Source organism: Spirosoma litoris (genome assembly GCF_054776755.1).
In genome coordinates this window covers 26,824-49,639 of the sequence record NZ_BAAHBI010000020.1, presented here as the reverse complement: position 1 = coordinate 49,639, position 22,816 = coordinate 26,824, and the positions used below count along the sequence as shown (strand labels likewise).

The 22,816-nt window shown below is 45.2% G+C and carries 18 protein-coding genes; 13 read left to right on the top strand and 5 right to left on the bottom strand.

All coding sequences use genetic code 11. From position 1 onward, the window contains the following. The first annotated feature begins 8 nt into the window (after positions 1-8). From ACYVGR_RS12410 to ACYVGR_RS12365, 10 genes are all read left to right on the top strand, one after another. On the top strand, positions 9-1,391 hold the full coding sequence (locus tag ACYVGR_RS12410) for a RagB/SusD family nutrient uptake outer membrane protein (protein ID WP_460956988.1): 1,383 nt from the start codon (positions 9-11) through the stop codon (positions 1,389-1,391). 257 nt (positions 1,392-1,648) lie between these two features. Continuing rightward, positions 1,649-2,068, top strand: coding sequence for a tRNA (adenosine(37)-N6)-threonylcarbamoyltransferase complex ATPase subunit type 1 TsaE (tsaE, locus tag ACYVGR_RS12405; RefSeq protein WP_460956986.1), 420 nt, complete (start codon positions 1,649-1,651; stop codon positions 2,066-2,068). 96 nt (positions 2,069-2,164) lie between these two features. Next, positions 2,165-3,376 carry an alanine dehydrogenase gene (locus ACYVGR_RS12400; protein ID WP_460956984.1) on the top strand — a complete coding sequence of 404 codons (1,212 nt, stop codon included), beginning with the start codon at positions 2,165-2,167 and terminating at the stop codon, positions 3,374-3,376. A gap of 95 nt (positions 3,377-3,471) precedes the next feature. Next, positions 3,472-3,876, top strand: coding sequence for a hypothetical protein (locus ACYVGR_RS12395; protein ID WP_182457337.1), 405 nt, complete (start codon positions 3,472-3,474; stop codon positions 3,874-3,876). 372 nt (positions 3,877-4,248) lie between these two features. Next, positions 4,249-6,249, top strand: a complete 2,001-nt coding sequence (gene gyrB, locus ACYVGR_RS12390) for a DNA topoisomerase (ATP-hydrolyzing) subunit B (protein ID WP_460956981.1) — start codon at positions 4,249-4,251, stop codon at positions 6,247-6,249. Positions 6,250-6,316: 67 nt separating this feature from the next. Then, on the top strand, positions 6,317-8,659 hold the full coding sequence (gene ppk1 / locus ACYVGR_RS12385) for a polyphosphate kinase 1 (RefSeq protein WP_460956979.1): 2,343 nt from the start codon (positions 6,317-6,319) through the stop codon (positions 8,657-8,659). A 14-nt stretch (positions 8,660-8,673) separates the two neighbouring features. Continuing rightward, the gene (locus tag ACYVGR_RS12380; RefSeq protein WP_460957797.1) at positions 8,674-8,883 is read left to right on the top strand and encodes a Uma2 family endonuclease; all 210 of its coding nucleotides are present in this window, start codon (positions 8,674-8,676) and stop codon (positions 8,881-8,883) included. Positions 8,884-9,030: 147 nt separating this feature from the next. Then, complete coding sequence (locus tag ACYVGR_RS12375; RefSeq protein ID WP_460956977.1) at positions 9,031-10,272, top strand: NupC/NupG family nucleoside CNT transporter; 1,242 nt, start codon at positions 9,031-9,033, stop codon at positions 10,270-10,272. A gap of 170 nt (positions 10,273-10,442) precedes the next feature. Next, positions 10,443-12,125: a fatty acid--CoA ligase gene (locus ACYVGR_RS12370; RefSeq protein ID WP_460956975.1), complete on the top strand. Its 1,683-nt coding sequence runs from the start codon at positions 10,443-10,445 to the stop codon at positions 12,123-12,125. 75 nt (positions 12,126-12,200) lie between these two features. After that, positions 12,201-12,692 carry a metallophosphoesterase family protein gene (locus ACYVGR_RS12365; RefSeq protein ID WP_460956973.1) on the top strand — a complete coding sequence of 164 codons (492 nt, stop codon included), beginning with the start codon at positions 12,201-12,203 and terminating at the stop codon, positions 12,690-12,692. Between the two features lie 55 nt (positions 12,693-12,747). Here ACYVGR_RS12365 and ftsH read toward each other — a convergent pair whose 3' ends face one another. Next, positions 12,748-14,778, bottom strand: a complete 2,031-nt coding sequence (gene ftsH, locus ACYVGR_RS12360) for an ATP-dependent zinc metalloprotease FtsH (RefSeq protein WP_460956971.1) — start codon at positions 14,776-14,778, stop codon at positions 12,748-12,750. 138 nt (positions 14,779-14,916) lie between these two features. Next, entirely contained in the window at positions 14,917-15,312 is a 396-nt protein-coding gene (gene rsfS / locus ACYVGR_RS12355) for a ribosome silencing factor (protein ID WP_460956969.1), read from the bottom strand. 103 nt (positions 15,313-15,415) lie between these two features. Between rsfS and ACYVGR_RS12350 the strand changes: the two genes are divergently transcribed. Further along, entirely contained in the window at positions 15,416-16,180 is a 765-nt protein-coding gene (locus ACYVGR_RS12350) for a biotin--[acetyl-CoA-carboxylase] ligase (RefSeq protein WP_460956967.1), read from the top strand. A 75-nt stretch (positions 16,181-16,255) separates the two neighbouring features. Here ACYVGR_RS12350 and pafA read toward each other — a convergent pair whose 3' ends face one another. After that, on the bottom strand, positions 16,256-17,908 hold the full coding sequence (pafA, locus tag ACYVGR_RS12345; protein ID WP_460956965.1) for an alkaline phosphatase PafA: 1,653 nt from the start codon (positions 17,906-17,908) through the stop codon (positions 16,256-16,258). Positions 17,909-18,104: 196 nt separating this feature from the next. Between pafA and ACYVGR_RS12340 the strand changes: the two genes are divergently transcribed. Beyond that, positions 18,105-18,896 (top strand): sterol desaturase family protein, encoded by a 792-nt coding sequence (locus ACYVGR_RS12340; protein WP_460956963.1) that lies wholly within the window; start codon positions 18,105-18,107, stop codon positions 18,894-18,896. 83 nt (positions 18,897-18,979) lie between these two features. Here the strand turns inward: ACYVGR_RS12340 and ACYVGR_RS12335 are convergent, their stop codons facing one another. Continuing rightward, positions 18,980-19,954 (bottom strand): polyprenyl synthetase family protein, encoded by a 975-nt coding sequence (locus ACYVGR_RS12335; protein ID WP_460956961.1) that lies wholly within the window; start codon positions 19,952-19,954, stop codon positions 18,980-18,982. A gap of 253 nt (positions 19,955-20,207) precedes the next feature. Here ACYVGR_RS12335 and ACYVGR_RS12330 point away from each other — a divergent pair, with 253 nt between their 5' ends. Then, entirely contained in the window at positions 20,208-21,203 is a 996-nt protein-coding gene (locus ACYVGR_RS12330; RefSeq protein ID WP_460956959.1) for a patatin-like phospholipase family protein, read from the top strand. Between the two features lie 353 nt (positions 21,204-21,556). On the opposite strand, the gene ACYVGR_RS12325 is transcribed toward ACYVGR_RS12330, so the two are convergent. Then, complete coding sequence (locus ACYVGR_RS12325; RefSeq protein WP_460956958.1) at positions 21,557-22,816, bottom strand: ComEC/Rec2 family competence protein; 1,260 nt, start codon at positions 22,814-22,816, stop codon at positions 21,557-21,559.

Sequence of the window (22,816 nt, the reverse complement as noted above, 5' to 3'; positions counted from 1 at the left end):
TTACAACCATGAAAAAGATAGCCTTATTTCTTACTGCCTTTGTGGGTCTGACAGCCTGCCAGAAAGACTTTCTGGATCTTAAGCCTCAGTCGCAGCCCAACGTAGATAATTTCTACAAAACTGCTACTGACTTTAATAACGCAGTCAATGGTGCCTACGATGCCCTTCAAAGCTCAAACCAGTATGGCAATGATTATAACACCGTCATTGAAGCCCGTAGCGACAACGTACTCGATAACGACCCTTCGTCAAGTTCTGGGTTGCGGTACAACATCGACCGATTCATCGAGCCAACTACGAACACCGTTCTGCGCGACACCTGGGGAAGCCTGTATACCGGCATTAACCGGTGTAATCTGATTCTGGATAAGATCGATGCCATACCGATGGATGCTACGTTAAAATCACGCTACAAAGGTGAAGCACAGTTTATTCGCGCCTTGTCATATTTCAATCTGGTGCGTTTATGGGGCAAAGTGCCTCTGGTTCTGAAGGCTGGCACCACAACAGAGGCTCGTTCGTATATTCGGAATGAAGTGGCGGATATTTACACCGCTATTGAAAAAGACCTGACAGCAGCCGTAGCAGGTTTACCAGCATCTTATACTGGAAACGATATTGGTCGTGCTACATCGGGTGCAGCAGCCGGTTTGCTTGGCAAAGTGTATGTAACCGAAAAGAAATATGATCTGGCCGTTTCGACGCTGAAAGATCTGGCCAATGGCACTACCTATCAGTTGCTTCCCAACGTTGCCGATGTATTTTCGGTAACCAACAAAAACAACGCAGAACTGCTGTTTTCGGTCAAATTCAAAAAAGGCGGCACCATCGGTGAGGGTCATGGCTCCTGGTTTGGCACCAGCATTGGCGACCCTATTGAGCCATCGTTGCGGGCGGCTTACCCCACTGGTGATAAGCGGCTTCCGTTAACGGTTATGGTGCCGGTTCCGACCAGTATCAATGCTGTACCAAGAAAGTTCTATGATGAATTATCCTCTACGAGCGATGTGGGCAATGACTTTCCGGTGTTACGTTATGCCGATGTATTGCTACTCTATGCGGAAGCCCTTAATCAGGTTGGTTATCAGGCCGATGGCGACGCGTTTAAAGCGTTGAATCGGGTGCGAACTCGGGCGGGCGTTGCGACTTACACAAGCGCACAACTTGCCACGAAAGATGCTTTCCAAACCGCTATTATTAATGAACGTCGTCTGGAACTGGCTTTGGAAAGCGACCGATGGTTCGACCTGCTTCGTACAGGAACAGCCGTAGCGGCCATTAAAGTAACGGGCATTACCATGCCTGATTATCGAGTGGTTTACCCAATTCCACAATCGGAAATTGATGTCTATAACAACAAGACTACTTTCCCACAGAATCAGGGGTATTAGGGCTTCACTAAAGTAGATTCTATAGAATCTGTTGATTCTTTGGATTCTATAGTAGAACAGAATCTGGTAGAATCAATAGTATCTACAGAATCCAAAGGATCAACAGTATCAAAAGTCACAGGGGAATGGGCAGGTATAGTTTGCCCATTCCTCTTTTTGTTTCTCCAATAAGTATAATCACGCATTAAGTCAACCTAAGAGAACGAAGTAGACGACCTAAAATCTGTATCTTTGCAGGCTAGTACTAACACAAACCTATGACACTGCATATTGACCACATCGACGAACTTGATACTGTAGCCCACCAGCTACTCGCTGAAGGGCGGCAACGGACGGTATGGTTACTAGACGGAGAGATGGGGGCTGGTAAAACCACGCTTATTAAAGCACTTTGTCGTGCGTTAGGAGTTGTTAGTACGGTACACAGCCCAACGTTCTCAATTGTTAATGAATATACTACCCACGAAGGGCACTCGGTGTATCATTTCGATTGTTACCGACTCAAAAACGAAGCTGAAGCGCTGGATATTGGTATTGAGGAATACTTTGCTTCGGGCGATTATTGCTTTATCGAGTGGCCCGAGCGCATTATGTCTCTTTGGCCTGCCAGGTATTATCAGGTTCAACTATCGGTGGACACAGATGGGCACCGAATGATTGAAGCAGAAATCAGTTGACTAGTTTACGGTTTACGGTTTACAGTTGCTCACTCAGGAACGATGATGCGTTAGCCAACTGTAAACCGTAAACCGTAAACTGAAAACGTATAAAAAGTGACTGGATTTGAGGAATTGGCCAAACAAACGGCCCTGTATCCGAAAGAAGCTCCGCTGGCCGTAAAGACCAATCGGAATGGTCTGCTTATCGGATTACCCAAAGAAGTATCGCTTCAGGAAAACCGCATCGCGCTCACTCCTGAAGCCGTGGCTATTCTGGTTCGAAATGGGCACAATGTGATTGTTGAGACTAACGCAGGCGAGAAAGCCAAGTTTCCCGATCATGAATATAGCGAGGCTGGTGCGCAGATTGCTCAGTCGCCCAAAGAAGTCTACGAAGCCAATCTGATTCTGAAAATTGAGCCACTTGTCGAAGAAGAGTTCGATCATATTCAATCGGGTAGCACGGTCATTTCGGCCTTGAACCTACCATCGCACGACAAGGCTTACTTCGAGAAGATGCTGAGTAAGAATCTGACTGCCTTTGGTTACGAATACATTGAGGATCAGAGCGGTGGCTTACCCGTTATTCGATCGATGAGCGAGATTGCAGGTAGCACCGTTATGCTTATCGCGGGTGAATACCTTAGCAATGCCGATAACGGTCGGGGTATTATTCTGGGTGGCATAACGGGCGTTCCACCAACGAAAGTCGTGATGCTTGGCGCTGGAACCGTAACCGAATATGCGATTCGTATGGCACTCGGGATGGGCGCCGATGTAAAAGTATTCGACAAGCATCTATACAAATTACAGCGACTTAAATATGCTGTTGGTCAGCACGTGTACACGTCCATTATCGACACCGATACGATGGCAGAAGCCATCCAGCGGGCCGATGTTGTGATTGGTGCGATGCGAGCCGAAGATGGCCTCAGTCCGGTGGTGGTCACCGAAGAAATGATCAGTCGGATGAAACCCGAATCGGTAATCATCGACGTATCGATTGATCAGGGGGGTAATTTCGAGACGTCGCGCATGACGACTCACAAACAGCCTACCTACAAGCACATGGGGGTGATCCACTACTGCGTGCCAAATATTGCCGCACGTGTTGCTTACACGGCCAGTATGGCTCTGAGTAACATCTTCTTACCATTCCTGCTCGAAACTGGAACAACGGGCGGTATTGAGCAAATGATGTATGCGAACCGTTGGTTTATGAAAGGTGTTTATACGCATAAGGGAACGCTTACGAATGCCTATATCGCTCGCAAATTCAACTTGCGGTTCAAAGATTTAGACCTTTTATTGGCTGCCCGATTTTGAGTTAAAATCGTTTTCGGCTTACGGTTTTCAGTTGTGCGAAGCGGTTATGCGTTAGCCAACAGTAAACCGTAAACTGAAAACCGAAAACTATTTTTATGATTAACCATAGCAACGAAAATACCCTACTCGACGACGCAAACTCCTACGATGTCAATAAACAGTTGATGGGAACCATTTCGTCGGATTTTGTGAAAGTCTCCGATCAGCTTAAAGAAGCTTCGTATCAGATTCGCAAGCGCGGCTTTTCAGACTATCCAATTTTTGTCGCTTCCCGCCGGGATGTACCTGTGGGGCAGTTGCTTATTGGAGCTACAGAATTAGAGAACCAGTGGAATTACAAAGCCTCTTTTCTGGATGAATTTATCCAGCGCGAACTCATTGGCGAGGACTCAATTGAGCTATGGAAAGAGAACTACAAAAAGCCGGATGAATATTGCTGTTTATTCGTCGTACACGGTGATTTTGCGGGCTTTGTGTATATTCCGTACCCCGAAGATTAAACAAACTTTCTTCAAGCGTTTTTCTAAGCCGAATCTACCTGATTCGGCTTGTCTTTTTTTAAGACATGAATAATACTTTTTGGGGAAATAGTCCCTTCAAATGGAGTGCTCAAACACATCTTTTACAGGTCACTTGAACACTGGCAATACATCTGATAATCTGGCAAAAAAGGGCATCAAAATTGCAAGAAAGCCACTGCCTACCCTGCCATTTGCCAATTATGCTTTTTTTTAATGCATTAGGCAAATCCGCTCAAAAACCGATTGGAAAAGATGAATTATTTTTGTATTTTTACAATCTATATAGACACATAAAATTGGGCTATTTTTCAAGCCTGAAACAATAAATTTCAGACTCGCTCCTATTCTGATATGACCAACGAAATAATTGAAGCAGATGCCCCCGTTGAAGCTGCACCAAGCAACTATGGTGCCGATAACATTCAGGTGTTAGAAGGTCTGGAAGCCGTCCGTAAACGTCCATCCATGTACATTGGCGACGTGGGTACGCGTGGCCTACACCACCTGATCTGGGAAGTCGTTGATAACTCAATCGACGAAGCTCTGGCAGGGTACTGTGACAAAATTACGGTGACAATTAATGCCGATAACTCAATTACAGTACAAGATAACGGACGGGGAATTCCAACGGGTATCAATAGTAAAACAGGCATGTCGGCCCTGCAAATGGCCATGACCATGCTGCATGCTGGTGGTAAATTTGACAAAGACACGTATAAAGTATCGGGTGGTCTTCACGGCGTTGGTGTATCCTGCGTAAACGCCCTTTCGACCGACCTTCGCGTGGAAGTTCATCGGGAAGGTAAAATCTTTGAGCAGGAATACAAAATAGGTATCCCTCTGTATGACGTACGCATCATTGGTGATGCTAACGACACGGGCACTCGAACCCATTTCAAACCCGATGGCAGTATCTTCACCGATACCATTTACAAATATGATACCATTGCAGGCCGTCTGCGTGAGTTAGCGTATTTGAACAAGGGCATCCATATTTTCCTGAACGACCTGCGTGAGCTGGATGAAGCTGGCGAACCTATACGCCATGACGATTTCTTTTCGCAGGGAGGTCTGGTTGAGTTTGTCGAGTATCTCGATCAAACACGTCCAGCTCTTGATGGAATGAAGCCGATTTACATGGAGAACACCAAAGGATCGACACCTGTACAGGTCGCTCTGGTGTATAACTACGAAGCGGGTGAAAACGTACTATCGTATGTAAACAATATCAATACCCATGAGGGCGGTACTCACGTACAGGGCTTCCGCTCAGCTTTAACACGGGTTTTGAAAAACTACGCCGATAAGAATCCTGGTGTATTGCCAAAGAATTCGGGTAAGGTTACGTTCAGTGGTGAAGATTTCCGGAAGGGCCTAACGGCTGTTATTTCGGTAAAAGTCGGCGAACCCCAATTCGAAGGGCAGACCAAAACTAAATTAGGGAATCAGGAAGTCGTCAGTGCAGTGAGTCAGGCAATGGCCGATCTGCTCGAAACCTGGCTGGAAGAAAATCCGAAAACAGCACAAGGCATCGTAAAAAAAGTACTTGTGTCTGCTCAGGCCCGGATTGCGGCCGATCTGGCTTACAAGCGGATCATGACCGAGCGTAAGGACTTCATGGGTGGTATGGGCTTACCCGGCAAACTGGCCGACTGCTCCGATACCGATCCAGAACGTTGTGAGCTTTACCTGGTTGAGGGTGATTCGGCTGGTGGAACGGCCAAACAAGGTCGTAACCGAGCGTTTCAGGCTATTTTACCCTTGCGTGGTAAAATTCTGAACGTAGAGAAAGCGATGGAGCACAAAATCTACGAGAACGAGGAAATCAAAAATATCTGGACGGCGCTTGGCGTTCGCTTAGAAAAGAAAGATGATGAGACAGTGATGAATCTGGAAAAACTCCGTTATCATAAAATCATTATCATGACCGATGCCGACGTAGATGGTAGCCATATCCGGACACTGATTCTCACGTTGTTCTACCGCAACATGAAGGCCCTGATCGACAATGGATACATTTACATTGCTCAGCCTCCTCTTTACCTTGTCAAAAAAGGAAAAGAAGAGCGCTATTGCTGGACGGAAGCCCAGCGAGAAGCAGCCGTAAAAGAATTAGCAGGTGGCGGTAAAGAAGAGAATGTGGGCGTGCAACGTTATAAAGGACTTGGCGAGATGAATGCCGAACAGCTCTGGAGCACAACGATGAATCCCGACTCACGAACGCTGAAAGTTGTAACGGTGGAGTCTGCTGCCGATGCTGACCACGTTTTCTCGACGCTTATGGGTGATGAAGTAGCCCCCCGACGCGACTTTATCGAACGAAATGCGAAATACGCCCGAGTGGATGTTTAACCGAATGATAACATAAAGCGGGCTTTTTAGTCCGCTTTTTTGTTGTAATTCAAAGTTTGAAATGAGTATGCGTTATTCCCTGAATCCAAACCGAACGATATTGGGCAATTTAGTTTCCCGGTTTACCCACCGTCAGGCAACTACTACTGCCCAGGTGACTGATAAAATGGCAAAAGTTAGTGAGAAAGTAAGCAGTGTAATTGATCAAAGCGATTACCTCAGCCGTGATTTAAGCTGGCTTAAATTTAATGAGCGCGTTCTGGATCAGGCTCGTAGCCCACACCGGACGCTCATGGAGCGCCTGAAGTTTCTGGCCATTTCAGCCTCTAATCTCGATGAGTTTTTTATGATTCGTGTTGGTAGTCTGTACAACTATCTGGATTACCATAAGCAACGGGTCGATTATTCAGGGCTTCGCGAAGTTCCTTTTCGTAAAGCTCTGTTTACGGCTGCTCATCAATTTTGCCAGGATCAGCAAACTGTTTTTACAGAACAGTTACTCCCACTTTTTACCGAAAATGGGCTTCAGTTAGTTACCTACGATCACCTAAGTGCTGAAGAAAGAGCGGAAGCAACGGACTATTTCGACAAAGCGATTTACCCGACCCTAACACCTATGTTGTATGATTATACACATACGTTTCCGGTGTTGCTGGCAAAGGTGTTGATTTTCGGTGTGGTTACACAAAGCCCTGATGGAATTGACTTGCACAATCAGCGCTCTGACGATGATGATGACCGTCAACGCTTATCGTTTGTCCAAATTCCAGCTAACCTGCCACGCTTTCTATCATTTGAACGTGAGGACACCATTTTGTTCCTGCCGATTGAAGAAATCGTTCGACATAACATTAAAAAACTATACCGAAACGTAGAAATTACCTCCGTAAACTTATTTCGGATAACGCGTAATGGCGATTTTACTCTCGATGAAAACGATGACGATGAAGTCGATTTTATTGATGAGGTCCGGCAGAAAATCAAGAATAGGCGTTTAGGTCGTGTTACCCGTGTTGAGGTAGAAACGTATGTAAACAGTGCCTCCAGAACGAATTCTCCCTGGATGATCAACCTGCTGAAAAAACGCTGGGAAATTGATGATCTGAACATTTTCGAGTCGACTGGCTTACTCGACTTTTCAGCCTGCTGGCAAATTATTGGTCATCCTGAGTTTAAAGACGACATGCCTCGGCCGCACGTGCCAGTGCCTCCGCTTGGCCTGGTTCGAGAAAAAACGGATGATATTTTCGAGATAATAAAGCAGCGTGACCTACTGTTACACCACCCCTACAACAACTTTGAGCCTGTGCTCCAACTGCTCGAGCAATCGGCAGAAGACCCAGATGTACTGGCTATTAAGATCACGGTTTACAGGCTGGCAAAACGCTCACGTATTACCGAAGCCCTCTTAAAAGCGGCTGAAAATGGTAAACATGTATCCGTCTTGTTTGAAGTAAAAGCGCGTTTCGACGAAGAGAACAACATTCGGGAAGCCCAGCGATTACAGAAGGCCGGGTGTTTTGTCATCTACGGCATCAGCCGTTTCAAAACACACACCAAGCTGTTGCTGGTCGTTCGTAATGAAGGAAGTCGGGTTGGTCGCTATGCACATATGGCCACGGGTAATTACAATGAAGACACGTCGAAACTCTATACCGATATTGGTTTGCTAACGACAAACGAAACGTATACACACGATATTTCGGAGTTCTTTAATGTCATTACGGGCCACTCGTTACCTAACGAATACCAATACCTGATTACAGCTCCCCGCGACATGCGCGATCAGTTAGTCCGGTTAATTCGATTAGAAGCAGAAAATGCTAAACGTGGCTTACCAAGTGGAATTTGTATTAAGGTTAATTCGCTGGAAGATAAGCTGGTCATTGACGAACTGTACAAAGCCTCACAGGCTGGCGTGCCCATTCGTTTAATTGTTCGCAGCATTTGCTGCCTGCGTCCGCACCGGGAAGGTTTGAGCGAGCACATTACTGTACGGTCAATTGTCGGCGACTTTCTAGAACATACACGTATTTATTATTTCCATAACAACGGCGATCCTAAAGTATATAGTGGCAGTGCCGATGTAATGGTCCGTAGTTTTGACCGACGAATTGAGTCGTTGTTTTACTTAGCAGATACCCGCGTTAAGCAACAGGCTATTCTGATTCTGAAATACAACCTGCTCGACAACATAAATGCTTACGAACTAAAAGAAGACGGCGATTTTCAGAAATGCGAGGTACCTGAAGGTGGTGAGTCCTTCAACATCCATCAGCGGTTCTTCGATGTCACGGAAAAAGAAGCCCTGGAAGCGCGGTTGTTCGACCCAGAAGTTAAGTCAACTGAAGTAGCCAAAATCGAGGAAGAATATCAGGAAGGTGCTGAACGCGCCATCGCGGATATTTAGGTCTTTGCTAAGTTCTGCTGACAAATCCACGGAAGGACTGTTTTGAGAAAATGGACGACTGGATGGCAAATGGATGTCGACTTGGCTGGCTAATTGACCTCACCAATCAAACGACATACGTTTATCGACCAGGCCAGAAATCACAGGAAGTTATTGGCCTCAGTCAATTGTCGGGCGAAGATGTTTTGCCTGGTTTTGTACTTGATCTGACGGCGCTCATCTAAGCAGAAGATGGCTAATGAAAACTGGCTGATTTGACGAATATTATTCGTCAAATCAGCCAGTTTTCATTTTGTTACGCTTCGAGTGGATTCGTTAGTGTTCTACTTTTTGTATCTTAGCCCACCTAACTGTAATTTCATCATCACTGAATGGATCGTTTTACCGGCCTGATTGGCATCGTCTTAATTTTGGGCATCGCCTATGCCCTCTCTGATAACCGAAAAGCTATTAATTATCGTACTGTTGGTGTAGGATTAGCCCTTCAATTTGGATTGGCCTTGTTTGTTTTAAAAACCGACATCGGTCAACTCCTTTTTCAAAAGCTTGGCTATTATGTTGACCGGCTTCTGCAAAAAGCTAGTATTGGTGCTGAATTCGTTTTTTCCTCACTCGTCAAAACGGATGTATTAGTTAAAGTATTTGGCCCTGGTAATGACTTCATTTTCTTCTTCAAGATTATTCCAACAATTATTTTCGTAGCGGTTCTCGTCAATATTTTCTACCATTTGGGCATTATGCAACGCATTGTAGCGGTTATGGCTCGTGCTATGAAATGGCTCATGGGGGTAAGTGGTGCCGAAGCACTCTCTAACGTAGCTAGTACATTTGTTGGTCAGGTTGAAGCGCAAATCATGATTAAGCCCTACCTGAATGGTATGACAAACTCCGAACTGCTTGCCAGCATGACGGGTTCGTTTGCTTGCATAGCCGGTGGTGTGTTAGCGGTTTATATTTCGCTGGGTGTACCAGCTCCCTATCTGTTAGCCGCCAGTATTATGGCCGCTCCTGGCGCATTGGTCATCAGCAAGATTGTCATGCCCGAAACGCAGATTTCAGAAACTCGTGGAACGGTGAAGGTTGAAATCAAGAAAATATACGCGAATCTGCTCGATGCCATTGCTGCCGGTGCTAGTGAAGGCTTGAAAGTTGGTTTCAACGTTGTTGCCATGTTGATTGGCTTTATCGCATTAATTGCCCTAATCGACAGCCTATTCTTCCGCTTCGGGTTCTATATTTTGGGCATTGATTACTTAAGTCTGAACTTTCTGTTAGGTAAATTCTTCTCTGTTTTTGCCTGGGCAATGGGCGTTCCAGCGAAGGATATTCAGGCCGCAGGGTCACTGATGGGGACAAAAATGGTCGTCAATGAATTTGTAGCGTACCTGGAACTGATAAAACTTAAGCCTTCGCTTGACCCAAAAACAATTGCCATTGTGAGCTTTGCTTTATGTGGATTTGCCAACTTTAGTTCTATCGCGATTCAGGTTGGTGGTATTGGTGAATTAGCTCCTAAGCGCCGTAGTGACCTTGCCAAACTAGGCTTCAAAGCCTTAATTTGTGGCACGCTGGCCAGTTATATGTCGGCTACGCTAGCCGGCCTACTCCTTTAATTGTACCGAATTACCCATACCTATATGTTTCCGCCCGGCTCTGATTTGTCAGTAGCCGGGCTTTTTTTTGATTCCTATTTTTTCTTTACATTATTCAACTCTACTTTAGATTCCTGACGTTTTACTATTGTGGTGTGAATGACGATTGTAGGCACTAAACCCCATTAAGAATGATTCCGACAAAACTGATTCCACGGACAGCCGAGGCCAGTGAGCCCCCCCTACTCATAAAATCACTACTGGCACAATCGCTCAAATACGAACCGCAGCGGGAGATTGTATATCGGGATTTGTTTCGCATGAACTATGTTGAGTTCAACCAGCGCGTTCGTCAACTAGCTAATGTATTGGCTGAGTTAGACGTTAAAGCTGGTGATACTGTGGCCGTACTTGACTGGGATAGTCATCGGTATCTCGAATGCTTCTTTGGTGTTACAAGTGTTGGGGCTATTCTACACACCGTAAATGTCCGTCTATCGCCTGCCCAGATTCTTTATACAATGAATCATGCCGAAGATAAGATCGTCCTAATTCATGAAGATTTCCTACCGATTTTGGCTGCCATAAAGGATCAACTTACAACGGTGGAGAGGTTCGTTATACTAAGCGACAAAGTGTATGGTTCTCAGATCGGCTTAAGTGACATACCCAGCTATTTTTCCGGTGAATACGAAGCCTTACTAAAAGGGGCACCATCAGATTACGACTTCCCTGATTTCGACGAAAATACCTGGGCAACAACCTTCTATACCACAGGTACAACAGGGAATCCAAAAGGAGTTTATTTTTCCCATCGTCAGCTATTTATGCACACCATGGGACTGCTGGCCTACATTATTGGGTATGAAGCGATGCCGTTCAAGGGAACTACGGATGTATACATGCCTATCACGCCTATGTTCCACGTACACGCGTGGGGATTTCCGTTCCTGGCAACCATGATGTCAGCAAAACAGGTTTATCCCGGTCGTTACGAACCTGAATTACTACTTAAACTTCTTATTAAAGAAGGGGTTACATTGTCGCACTGCGTACCCACTATTCTAAACATGCTAGTAAGTAGTCCCGCAGTTCAGAAGTTCCGGGAAAACCTGAGTCGATGGAAAGTGTTAATTGGTGGTTCAGCACTCACAAAAGGGTTGGCCCAGGCTGCTACTGACTTAGGCATTAGGGTTATGGCTGGTTATGGGATGTCAGAAACAGCCCCCGTTATGGCCGTTGTGTATTTGAATGAACAGGAAAAAGAGCTACCTAAAGAAGAGCAGATTGAGTTAAGCACACGAGCAGGCCGCATTTCGCCTTTCATCGAAATGCGATTAATGGACGATGAGGGCAATTTTGTTCCACACGATGGACATTCACTCGGCGAAATTGTGGCACGCGGCCCCTGGCTCACGCAAGGCTACTATAACGACCCAGAACGTGGAGCCGAACTCTGGAAAGGCGGTTGGCTCCATACCGGCGATGTTGCCAGTATCACCCCCGATTACTGGGTTATGATTGCCGACCGAACTAAAGATGTTATTAAAACTGGAGGTGAATGGGTATCTTCACTGGATATGGAAAACATACTCTCGCAGGTAGAAGGTGTAGCCGAATCGGCGGTAGTTGGCCTTCCAGATGCTCGTTGGGGTGAACGGCCCCATGCACTCATTGTACAGAAACCAGGTTATAACCTCACTGCCGAAGGGATAAAATCTAAATTACAAGCTCAGGTTGACTGTGGTGAACTTCACAAATGGTATGTTCCGGACCATATTTTATTTGTATCGGAAATACCGAAAACAAGCGTCGGTAAAATTGACAAAAAGCGCATCCGAAGCGAAATGAAAGAGCAAATTTTAGCATCATGACCGTAGCCTGGACGGCCACGTCTGGGTAAAATACCTGGTAGACTTAACCCGGACGTGGCCGTCCAGGCTACGATTATGACACGTATAGGTCTTTTATCCGATACACACAGCTATCTGGACCCGCAAATTTTCAAACACTTCGACACTTGTGACGAAATATGGCATGCAGGCGATGTAGGGAATCTCGTTGTCATGGAGCAGTTACGAGCATTCAAACCCTTACGAATTATATCGGGAAATATTGATCGCGAAAGCATCGATTTACCGGTTAATCAACGCTTCGAGCTTGAAGGCTTAAGCATCTGGATGACGCATATTGGTGGCTCACCACCCAACTATAATCCTGCAGTTCGGCCACAATTACAGGCTAATACGCCCGATATTTTTATTTGTGGACATTCGCATATTCTTAAAGTCACGCGCGATCCAATGATGAAGAATATGCTGTTTATTAATCCAGGAGCGGCTGGCAAAACAGGTTTTCATATTATGCGAACTGCCGTACGATTCTCGCTCGATTTGGGGCGAATTTTAGATATGCAGGCCATTGAGTTAGGTAAAAAGTAATGTAACAAAAAAGGGTTTCCTGTTTAGGAAACCCTTTTTTGTTACATTATGAAACTTATATCGGCAGCGACTCAGGCTCTGTTTCAGCAGGCTTGGCTTCCTTACCGATTTCTTCTTTAACTTCCTCAGCTACACCTTTGTTCTTGTAAGCCTGATAAACGGTTTCACGTTCGAATGGGCGTTTCCCGATTAGACGTACCAAATCATTCTGATACAGAATTTCTTTCGAAAGTAATTCCTTAGCAATGATTTCTAAAGCCTCACGGTGATCAGTCAGCAGATCCTTCGTGCGATTGTAAGCGATGTCAACAATCTTACGAACTTCCTCATCAATGTGCTTGGCCGTTTCTTCTGAATATGGCTTATTGAATGCATAGTCCGATTGTTTCGAATCGTAGAAGGATACATTCCCGATCTTATCATTCATGCCATACATCGTCACCATACTGTAGGCCAGTTTAGTGATTCGTTCCAGATCGCTCAGAGCGCCCGTCGATACTTTGCCGAAAATCAAATCTTCAGCAGCCCGACCGCCCAATGCCATGCACATTTCGTCCATGAGCTGCTCCGTGCGATATAGATATTGCTCACGAGGCAAATACTGCGCATAACCAAGGGCAGCTACTCCACGTGGTACAATCGTGACTTTTACGAGCGGATCAGCATGTTCGAGGAACCAGCCTGCTACAGCGTGACCAGCTTCGTGGTAGGCAACAATTTCTTTTTCTTCTGGTGAGATAATCTTGTTTTTCTTTTCCAGACCACCAATCACACGATCCATCGCATCCTGGAAGTCTTTCATATCAACAGCTTCTTTATCGCTACGAGCGGCAATCAGGGCAGCTTCATTACATACGTTAGCGATTTCAGCACCAGCGAAACCAGGTGTTTGAGCAGCCAGTTCTCTCGGATCAACATCCGGCGACAATTTGATTGGCTTCAAATGCACCCGGAAAATAGCTTCCCGACCAATAATGTCTGGCTTATCAATGCTGATCTGACGATCGAAACGACCTGGACGTGATAAAGCAGAGTCCAGTACATCGGGGCGGTTTGTTGCGGCCAGGATAATAATACCCGAATCCGTAGCAAAGCCATCCATTTCGACCAGTAATGAGTTCAGCGTATTTTCACGCTCATCATTAGCGCCGGGCATTGAACCCCGACCCCGTGAACGGCCTACTGCATCGATCTCATCAATAAAGATGATACAAGGTGCTTTCTCTTTCGCTTGTTTGAAGAGGTCACGCACCCGAGCAGCACCTACCCCAACAAACATCTCAACAAAGTCAGAACCTGACAGCGAGAAGAAAGGAACGCCAGCTTCACCAGCAACAGCTTTCGCCAGGAGCGTTTTACCTGTACCTGGAGGGCCAATCAATAAAGCACCTTTCGGAATTTTAGCCCCAAGTTTGGTAAACTTGGTTGGATTCTTCAGGTAATCAACAATTTCCTTGATTTCTTCCTTGGCTTCATCCAGACCAGCTACGTCGTTAAAGGTGATTTTTACCTTATTATCAGCATCAAACAAAGCGGCTTTCGACTTGCCTATATTGAAGATCTGTCCGCCAGGGCCACCTGCGCCAGACATTCGACCCAACAAAAAATACATAGCTAGTATCATCACGATCAGGAATCCCCATGTGCTGATAATACTACCAAAGTCGCTACGTTGTTCGAATTTATAATCAACCTTTTCGTTAGCAGGAACGCCTTGCTGCATGGCATCAAGGTCCTTCTTGAAGGTTTCACCAGAAGCTATCTGAAATTGAAAATGGGGGCCATGTCCACTACCGAAATAAGGTTTTTCGGTAAACATAGACCGGTATTTCGGGCTTTGTGCAGCTTGTTGCGTAAGGGTAACTTCCGCAATCTTATCATTTACGACCACTACTTCGGCTACTTCATGATCTTTAACCATAGCCTCGAACCGCTTTTGCGATGTCTCGCGAGTGGCCGAACTTTTATTAAAGAACGTAATGCCGAGAATGGCGGCAATCAGCAATGCAACAATCCAACCCTGAAAGTTAGGCTTACGAGGCCCTCCACGAGGTACTAACGGATTTCTATTATTATTTTCTGCCATTTCTTCAGGTTATGCAAACAGATTTTCAACAAGTAACACCGTTTTTCAATTGAATGTTTCTTTCTCGAAACGGTTAGGACAGACGGTTAATCAGGCCTATAAGCGGCCCAAATTAACCCATATTTAACTAATCTTAAGTTAGGAAGCCACTGTTAGTTCATTATCTTCAATCAAATGAATTTCAGCATCTCCCCACAGTTGTTCAAGATCGTAGAATGACCGGCGTTCTTTTTTGAACACGTGGGCAACAACGTCCACGTAATCCAGCAAAATCCACTCCCGATTCAATTTACCTTCTTTATGCCAGGGATCTTGTTTACTGGCTTTATAAACTTCTTCTTCAATAGACGTTGAGATGGCGTCAATCTGCGTGTCGGAATTACCCGAACAAATGACAAAATAATCGCAGATGGCGTTTTTAACGTTGCGCAAGTCCATCACTACAATGTCATGCCCTTTTTTTTCCTGCATTCCGCGAACAACAAAATCACGTATTTGCTCAGCGGTAAACTCTTTATTGTTGTTAATTCTCATGCTTTCAGTTTAACATTGTCACGCTAACCAGCGGGTACTTTATCTAAAAGACGTGTTGTCCGAAGCACCATTCATTAGCTCTACTACTAAACTATACAATATTTTGTACAAAATCTATCCCAAAACGCTTTTTCTTGGACAAATAATCCAATATCTGCCAAGCTGTCAGTCTACTAACGACGAAGCGGCTGCTTTGATTGCCCAAACGGACCCCAGCGAGGGCATGCTTGTCATAACCGACAACCAGACTGCTGGACGCGGACAACGTGGTAATCAATGGGAAGCAAAATCTGGGCAGAATCTAACCGTTTCGTTGATTCTTAAGCCATCTTTCTTAGCGGCCACTGAACAATTCTGGCTCAACATCGCTATTTCGCTAGGTATTTACGATGCTCTCCAACCGCTTATTGGCGATTCGCTACGAATTAAATGGCCTAATGATATTTACGTTGGTGATCAGAAATTGGGCGGAATTCTGATTGAAAATATTCTGCACGGCTATAACATCGAATGGTCAATTGTAGGAATGGGGCTAAATGTGAATCAAACAGAGTTTGGTTATTCAACCGCTACGTCGTTACAATTACAGGCTCCACTGCCAAATTCGTATGATCTTCCTGGATTACTTAGCCGGTTATGCGAAACGCTCGAACAGCGCTACTTACAATTGCGTACGGGGCAACGGGATACGTTAAAAATCAATTACCTACAGATACTCTATCGCTATCAGGAGGAACATACATTCGAAGCTGATGGCTACTCGTTCCGAGGAACTATCATTGGTATAGATACCACCGGTCGTCTGGCCATATCAACCGCCGGACAAGTACGATATTTTAACTTTAAAGAAGTGAGTTTTGATATATGATGTATGATGTATGATGTATGATGTATGATAGAAAGATACATCATACATCATACATCATATATCATACATCATATATTATTTAATCGCTTCCTCTACTGGGTTACCAATGCAGCCATTTGGCTCGAGGAGACCGAGAAGAGCTGTAATAGTTGGGGCAATATCATGAATATGGGTTCGACGCAGCGTTTGGCCTGGTTTTACGCCCCAACCGTAAATCAGGAAGGGTACATGGGTATCATAAGCGTAAGTAGTGCCATGTGTTGTACCCTTGTTACGGCCTTCAATCCACCCTGGAGGCTGCATTACATAGAAATCACCGCTCCGATTTGGATGGTACACATTCCGAAACAGATTTTCCTGCAATAATGGCAGAGCCTCTGCTCCCAAGTTGTGTAAATTCACCACGTTGACAACCGCTTTTTGTTTAAGCAAAGTCGCTCGTAGCAATTCGTATACATCCTGCATGGCAATCTTCTTCTCGGTTAACAATGCATGATTCAGATAAATTTGCTGGTTAATGTAGGACAGCATCCATTGCCCTGGTCCATAGGCTTTTTCGAGCGTGGCCTTTACGGTTTCGCCAATTTCTCCATAACTCTTTACACCAGCTGGAATGCGGTACTCCTGTAGAAAACCGGGAGCATCAACCACGCCATGATCGGCCGATAGGAACGTTACCCATTGGCCTGGTCCTACGGTAGCATCTAACTGAGCAAAAATATCAGCTAGTTGACGATCAAGTCGAATGTAGTTATCTTCTGTCTCTACGGCGTGTGTTCCAAAAGCATGGCCAATATAATCGGGCGATGAAAAGCTGAGGCAAAGCATATCCGTTACATCATGCTTGCCCAGTTGTTCACCCTTTATGGCAGCCAACGCAAATTCTTTCGTAATCTGATCGCCATAGGGACTAGTCCGTAATACTTCATATTTGCTACTACCCGTCTGAACAACAAATTCATGAGGGAAAACCGCTTTTGCTTCGCCTGGCATTGTTGCTTCATAAGGCTTATCATCGGCAGAGCTTTCTGTGTATTGGTTCATGGGAAGTGTTGTTTCCCACTTTTGGCTAATAAATTTTTCGGGCAGCTTTTGTGCATTAAATGCCTGTACCCATTGCGGTAACTCCTGCTGATAAAATGTACTGCTTATGAAATTACCATCTTTCGAATCAAACCAATAGGCAGCGTTGGCGGCATGTCCGGCAGGCAAAATAGCTCCCCGATCTTTCAGAGCAATACCAATTACTTTAGCTCGACCATCAGTCGCCAGCTTAAGTTGATCACCAATTGTTGTAACAAGTAGGTTACGGGGCGACATTTTACCTGCTGTCCCTGTATTACCTACTGTAGTTACGGTCGTATCTTCGGCACAGTATAACAAACGACCAATATTTCGCTCATAGAAATCATTACCAACAATGCCATTGAGTGCTGGAGCAGATCCCGTATAAATGGCAGCGTGACCAGGCCCCGTATACGTAGCGGCATAATGATAATGGTTATTTCGGGCATTAAATCCCTGATCCATCAATCGTCGAAAACCGCCCGTGCCAAATTTAGAATAGTATCGGTAGAGGTAATCATAACGCATTTGATCGACTACTATTCCGACAACGAGTTTAGGCTTATCTAATGGCGACCGGGCAATTATCGGCGCTTTTTTAGGTTGCGCTAACGCTGTTACCGTAAGTAAAGACGATAACAAAATGGAAGAAATAAGACGCATAAGGTCGTTTGTTGGGGTTGGGTAACTTTTGGGCAAATGTACAAAACAAATTGTTGGGCGATTTAAAGAGAAAATGAAGCCTTTATAAGCTCTGATTCGAAAAAATCCAGAAAGAGTTGCCAAGTGTATATACTCAGGAGACTTTTTTTCCAACATTCTGGTTTTGATTCTGTTAATAGTTATCCTATTGTTTGACATGATTCAGATTTCCGGATCCGCTACATTCTGGTTAACAGCTCTGCTATTTTTCGTAGCTATTTTCGGGCGGTACGTTCTGTTTTCGCTAACATTCTGGTGGCTGTTCAAGGTGTCGTGGAAAGAGCAGTTTACGCAAAGGACTGTACAAACTCGCCCTCGAAAACCAGATCAGGATTGGCGTGAGATTGGCTGGTCGGCACTGACATCGATTATCTTCACGGCTATTGCTATGGGGATGATTCTGGCTTACCAAGCGGGTCATACCGCCGTTTACACGCACCTCCACGACTATCCGCTCCTGTGGTATCCAGTCAGTATTCTATTGGTTCTGTTCATCCATGAAACCTATTATTACTGGCTACACCGCTGGATGCACCGACCTAGCGTTTATAAATGGGTTCACAAAACTCACCACGACAGTATTACGACTTCGCCCTGGACTGCCTTCTCGTTTCATCCTATTGAGAGTACGTTACAGGCCATTATCATTCCTGCGCTAACATTTATTATACCGCTTCATATTTCTGCGGTTGGGCTTATCCTCATGATTATGACCTTATCGAGCGCGGTCAATCACCTGAATACAGAAATTTATCCCCGTAATTTCGATAATCATTGGTTTGGGCGCTGGCTTATCGGAGCAACTCACCACAGCTTACACCATACACAATTCCGGTTCAACTACGGCCTCTATTTCACGTTTTGGGATAAATGGATGAAAACCGAGAGCCCCGATTTTCACCGATTATTTGGGGAGAAAACGAAAAAAAGTAATAGGAGCGAGGAGTGAGAAGCGAGGAGTTGCTGACGCTAGTATTTGTGTTGAGTCAGCAACTCCTCGCTTCTCACTCCTCGCTCCTATTACTAAGCATACTATTTACTTCGGTCTATGGTGTACTGTACGAGTTGGTACAACGACTGGCGGTAGTTTGAATCGGGGAAGGCGTCCAATAGTGCTTTTGCTTCAGCCACGTATTGGTTCATGGCCTGCGTTGCGTATTCAATCCCGCCGGAATTCTTAACGAAGGTGATCACTTCATCCACCTTTTTTGGTTTCTCGCTTTCGTTCTTGATAATATTGATAATTCGACGCTTTTCCAGAAAACCAGCTTTATTTAACGCATAAATAAGCGGCAAGGTCATCTTTTTCTCTTTGATGTCGATGCCCAATGGCTTTCCAACTTCGGCAGTACCGTAGTCAAATAAATCATCTTTAATCTGGAAAGCAATCCCGACTTTCTCACCGAAAACGCGAGCCTTTTCCACCATGTCTTTATCGACACCCACCGACTGTGCCCCTACGGCACAACAGGCGGCAATGAGCGAAGCCGTTTTCTGACGAATAATCTCGTAGTAAACGGCTTCGGTAATATCTAAACGACGCGCTTTTTCAATCTGAAGCAGCTCACCTTCGCTGAGTTCGCGAACGGCCATTGTAACGATACGAAGCAAATCGTGCTCATTATTATCAACGGCCAAAAACAAACCACGCGTCAACAGATAATCGCCAACCAGTACAGCTACTTTATTTTTCCAAAGCGCATTGATGGAAAAAAAGCCGCGTCGATAATTCGATTCATCGACTACGTCGTCGTGAACGAGCGAGGCCGTATGGCACAATTCAATGAGTGAGGCACCCCGGTAGGTTGATTCGTTAATCTGTCCGCAAACACCGGCCATCAGAAACACAAACATCGGGCGAAGTTGCTTGCCTTTCCGCTTCACAATGTACTTCGTAATCTGGTCGAGCAGCATGACGTCACTCTTCATCAATCCCCTGAACTTCTGTTCGAATAATTCCATTTCGACAGCAATCGGGGCCTGTATATCAGCGACGGTAAGAGACATTATATGGGGTATTCAGTCGTTAGTCGTTAGTTAATAGTTGTCAGTTATTACCTGTTACCGACAACTATTGACTAACGACTATTAACTATTCGTTAACAATTATAGTAAGGAAAGCGCAGACGCCGAAAAAGCCGTTGAGAAAACCTAAGCACCTTTTCATAACTATCCGAGCATCAATTCGTTTTGTTTATTACTTGAAAACACTCAACTTACCGGCACGGCAAGTCAGGTATGCCATTTACTATCGTTTTGCATGATTAACAACCCTACTCCAACTGTTCCGAAGGTAGCCGCTACTCAGCCCAGAACCAATTCAACCACTCACGCACTCGTATTAGGAGGAGGATCGCTAAAAGGGGCGTTTCAGGTTGGAGCCGTTATGGCGCTTTTTGAGTCAGGTTTTGTACCTAATAAACTATATGGAATTTCGGTTGGGAGCCTCAATGCTACGTTTATTGCGAATGAAGCAGCCCGTCAGCAAGCCGAAACAGGCCAGGTTGACTGGACAAAAGTAGGCAAATATTTAATTGAATTCTGGATTCGGAATATCACGAAGCCTAGCGATGTGGCTGTTATACGATCTCGGTTCCGCATGGGCTATAATACGCTAATGAGTCGATTCGATGGTTTGTTAGATAATTCGCCGATTCAAAACCTTATCCGAAGTCTTGTTGATGTTGAAGCCATCAAAACGGGTCCTGTTACGCTGAAAGTTGGTGCGGTCGACATTATCGAGGGCGATATGTATTATGCCGACGCTCACGACCCTCATTTTCTGGACTATGTGTATGCGAGCAGTTCGCTACCGTTCTTAATGCCTGCCGTACAAATCGGGGGCGACCATCGGCGGGCGTTCTTAGATGGTGGCCTGCGAGAAGTAGCCCCGTTGCGGGTCGCTATTGAAGATGGCGCCAACGACATAGCCTGCATAGCTTGCCATGCCAAGAAGATTTACAACGAGAAATTCAACTACCGAAACCTGTTGAACTTGATGGACCGGGTGAAAGATATCACGGTTAATCAATTGGTCAATAATGATATTGCGTGGGCCGAACGCTTTGCCGAACGTGAAAAACTCCATGATCGTAACCTCAACCTAACCATTATCCGACCAACCGAACCTCTATCTTTGAATCTCATGAAATTCACCTCGGAAGATATTGGAAAGATGATTGTTCAAGGGTATCAGGCCGGAACCGATATGTTGAAGCAGAAGCGGTTGAACGGCTCTAAGACGATTTTACCTTGACACTTCTGTGTGATTCGCTTCATTTGGGTATTTACCCAACAAATATGCTATTCATTTAGCTAATAGCATATCAATCAGGTCTTTGTAAATCGGGAATTAAATTCATGATTTGCAAAGACCTGATTGATAAATAACGTGAATAATGGCTCAGCTTCCATTTAATTCTTTGATTATCAACGTTTTTTGTCATCCCGACGCAGGAGGGATCTACGGTAGCTAGAATGTGCTGCTGTTAGCGAAGATCCCTCCTGCGTCGGGATGACAAAACCACCTTTTAGCATTCTGATTGTCAGTGATTTATATATTATACCAACCCATTATTCACGTTAAATACCAAGAAACAATTTTATCGTTTACTGAGAGCGATAAGGACCATGAATGGCTTTCACGATAAACGACTCATTGGTGTCATCCAGGACAACGATTCGGTACGATTTACCACTGGGATCAACCCGAATTACAATGTGGCCAGACTCACTTTTTAGTTGTTGTCGTAACTCGCCAATGGCGATTTTGGCTTCTTCCAGTAAGTTAGTCGCGAATACATCACGTTCGCCAGCGTAACTCTGTTTCGATAGCATACGCTCAAGCACGTCACGTCCTGGGTGTGAAGAAGCCCAGGCTGGAAGAATCAATACGCGTGGTCGCAAACTAGCTAGTAGCGTTCCATTTTCAGAATCAGGATACCCATGATGATCAATCAATTGAACATCCACAGGTCCGGCGACATTGGCAATAGGCGTTTCCACATCGTGCCAGGCAGGTGACCCAAACTGAAGCACGCCCTGAATATCTCCCCCCGAAAAATAGTCAAAGTCTCCATAACGAATTTGATAGGCAATGCTGCACATATTTTCGTTGGGGTAATCTTTCGGTTGCAAGGTGCCCAAACTCGGAAAATCAGACCAGGTCTCATTCTTGACACCCGTCCAGATTTCTCCATTAACAGCCACATTCCGAATTTCTACCGGATATTTTTTACTCAACTTAGGCTGCTCAACGAAGGTAATCTGGTCGTTTCGACCTGCCTGAAATCGCTCAACTTTTAAGCCTTTATGCTGGATTTGCCAATCCAGAAACCGACGATAATTAACAACCATCGAATCGCTGGTAAACGGAGTTGGGTAGTTGTAACTGGGCCATCCCCGGTCTAGTAATTTTCGGATGGGAATGTGCTCAGCAACCTCGGTAATACCTGTCAATACATAGCCGCCCGCTCCCCGCTTTGTCACGTTTAGCGGGGAACCCATATGATCATCATGAAAATGCGTAATGATGGCGTAATCGATGGCAGGTTGAGCGTTAAAGCGTAACATAGCACGAGCATAGCGGGCAATCCATTCGCCAGCCTGTCGCTCATTTGTAGGCTTTACAGGTATGTTTCGTGGCTTGCCTGTCCGCCAGTTGATCGGATTAATAGCTCCTGCATCTACCAATAAACTAGTGCCATCCGGAAAGACAATAAGCGTGGAGTTCCCTTGCCCCGTATTGATCTGGTGAATATCCAGTTGCCCCATCTGCCAAACAGGCAATGGTTTGCCCACTTGTTGCGCTTGTGCAGCAATCGCCGACAACAGTATTATTCCCAGAAGCAGCAGTCGAATGAATGGCAT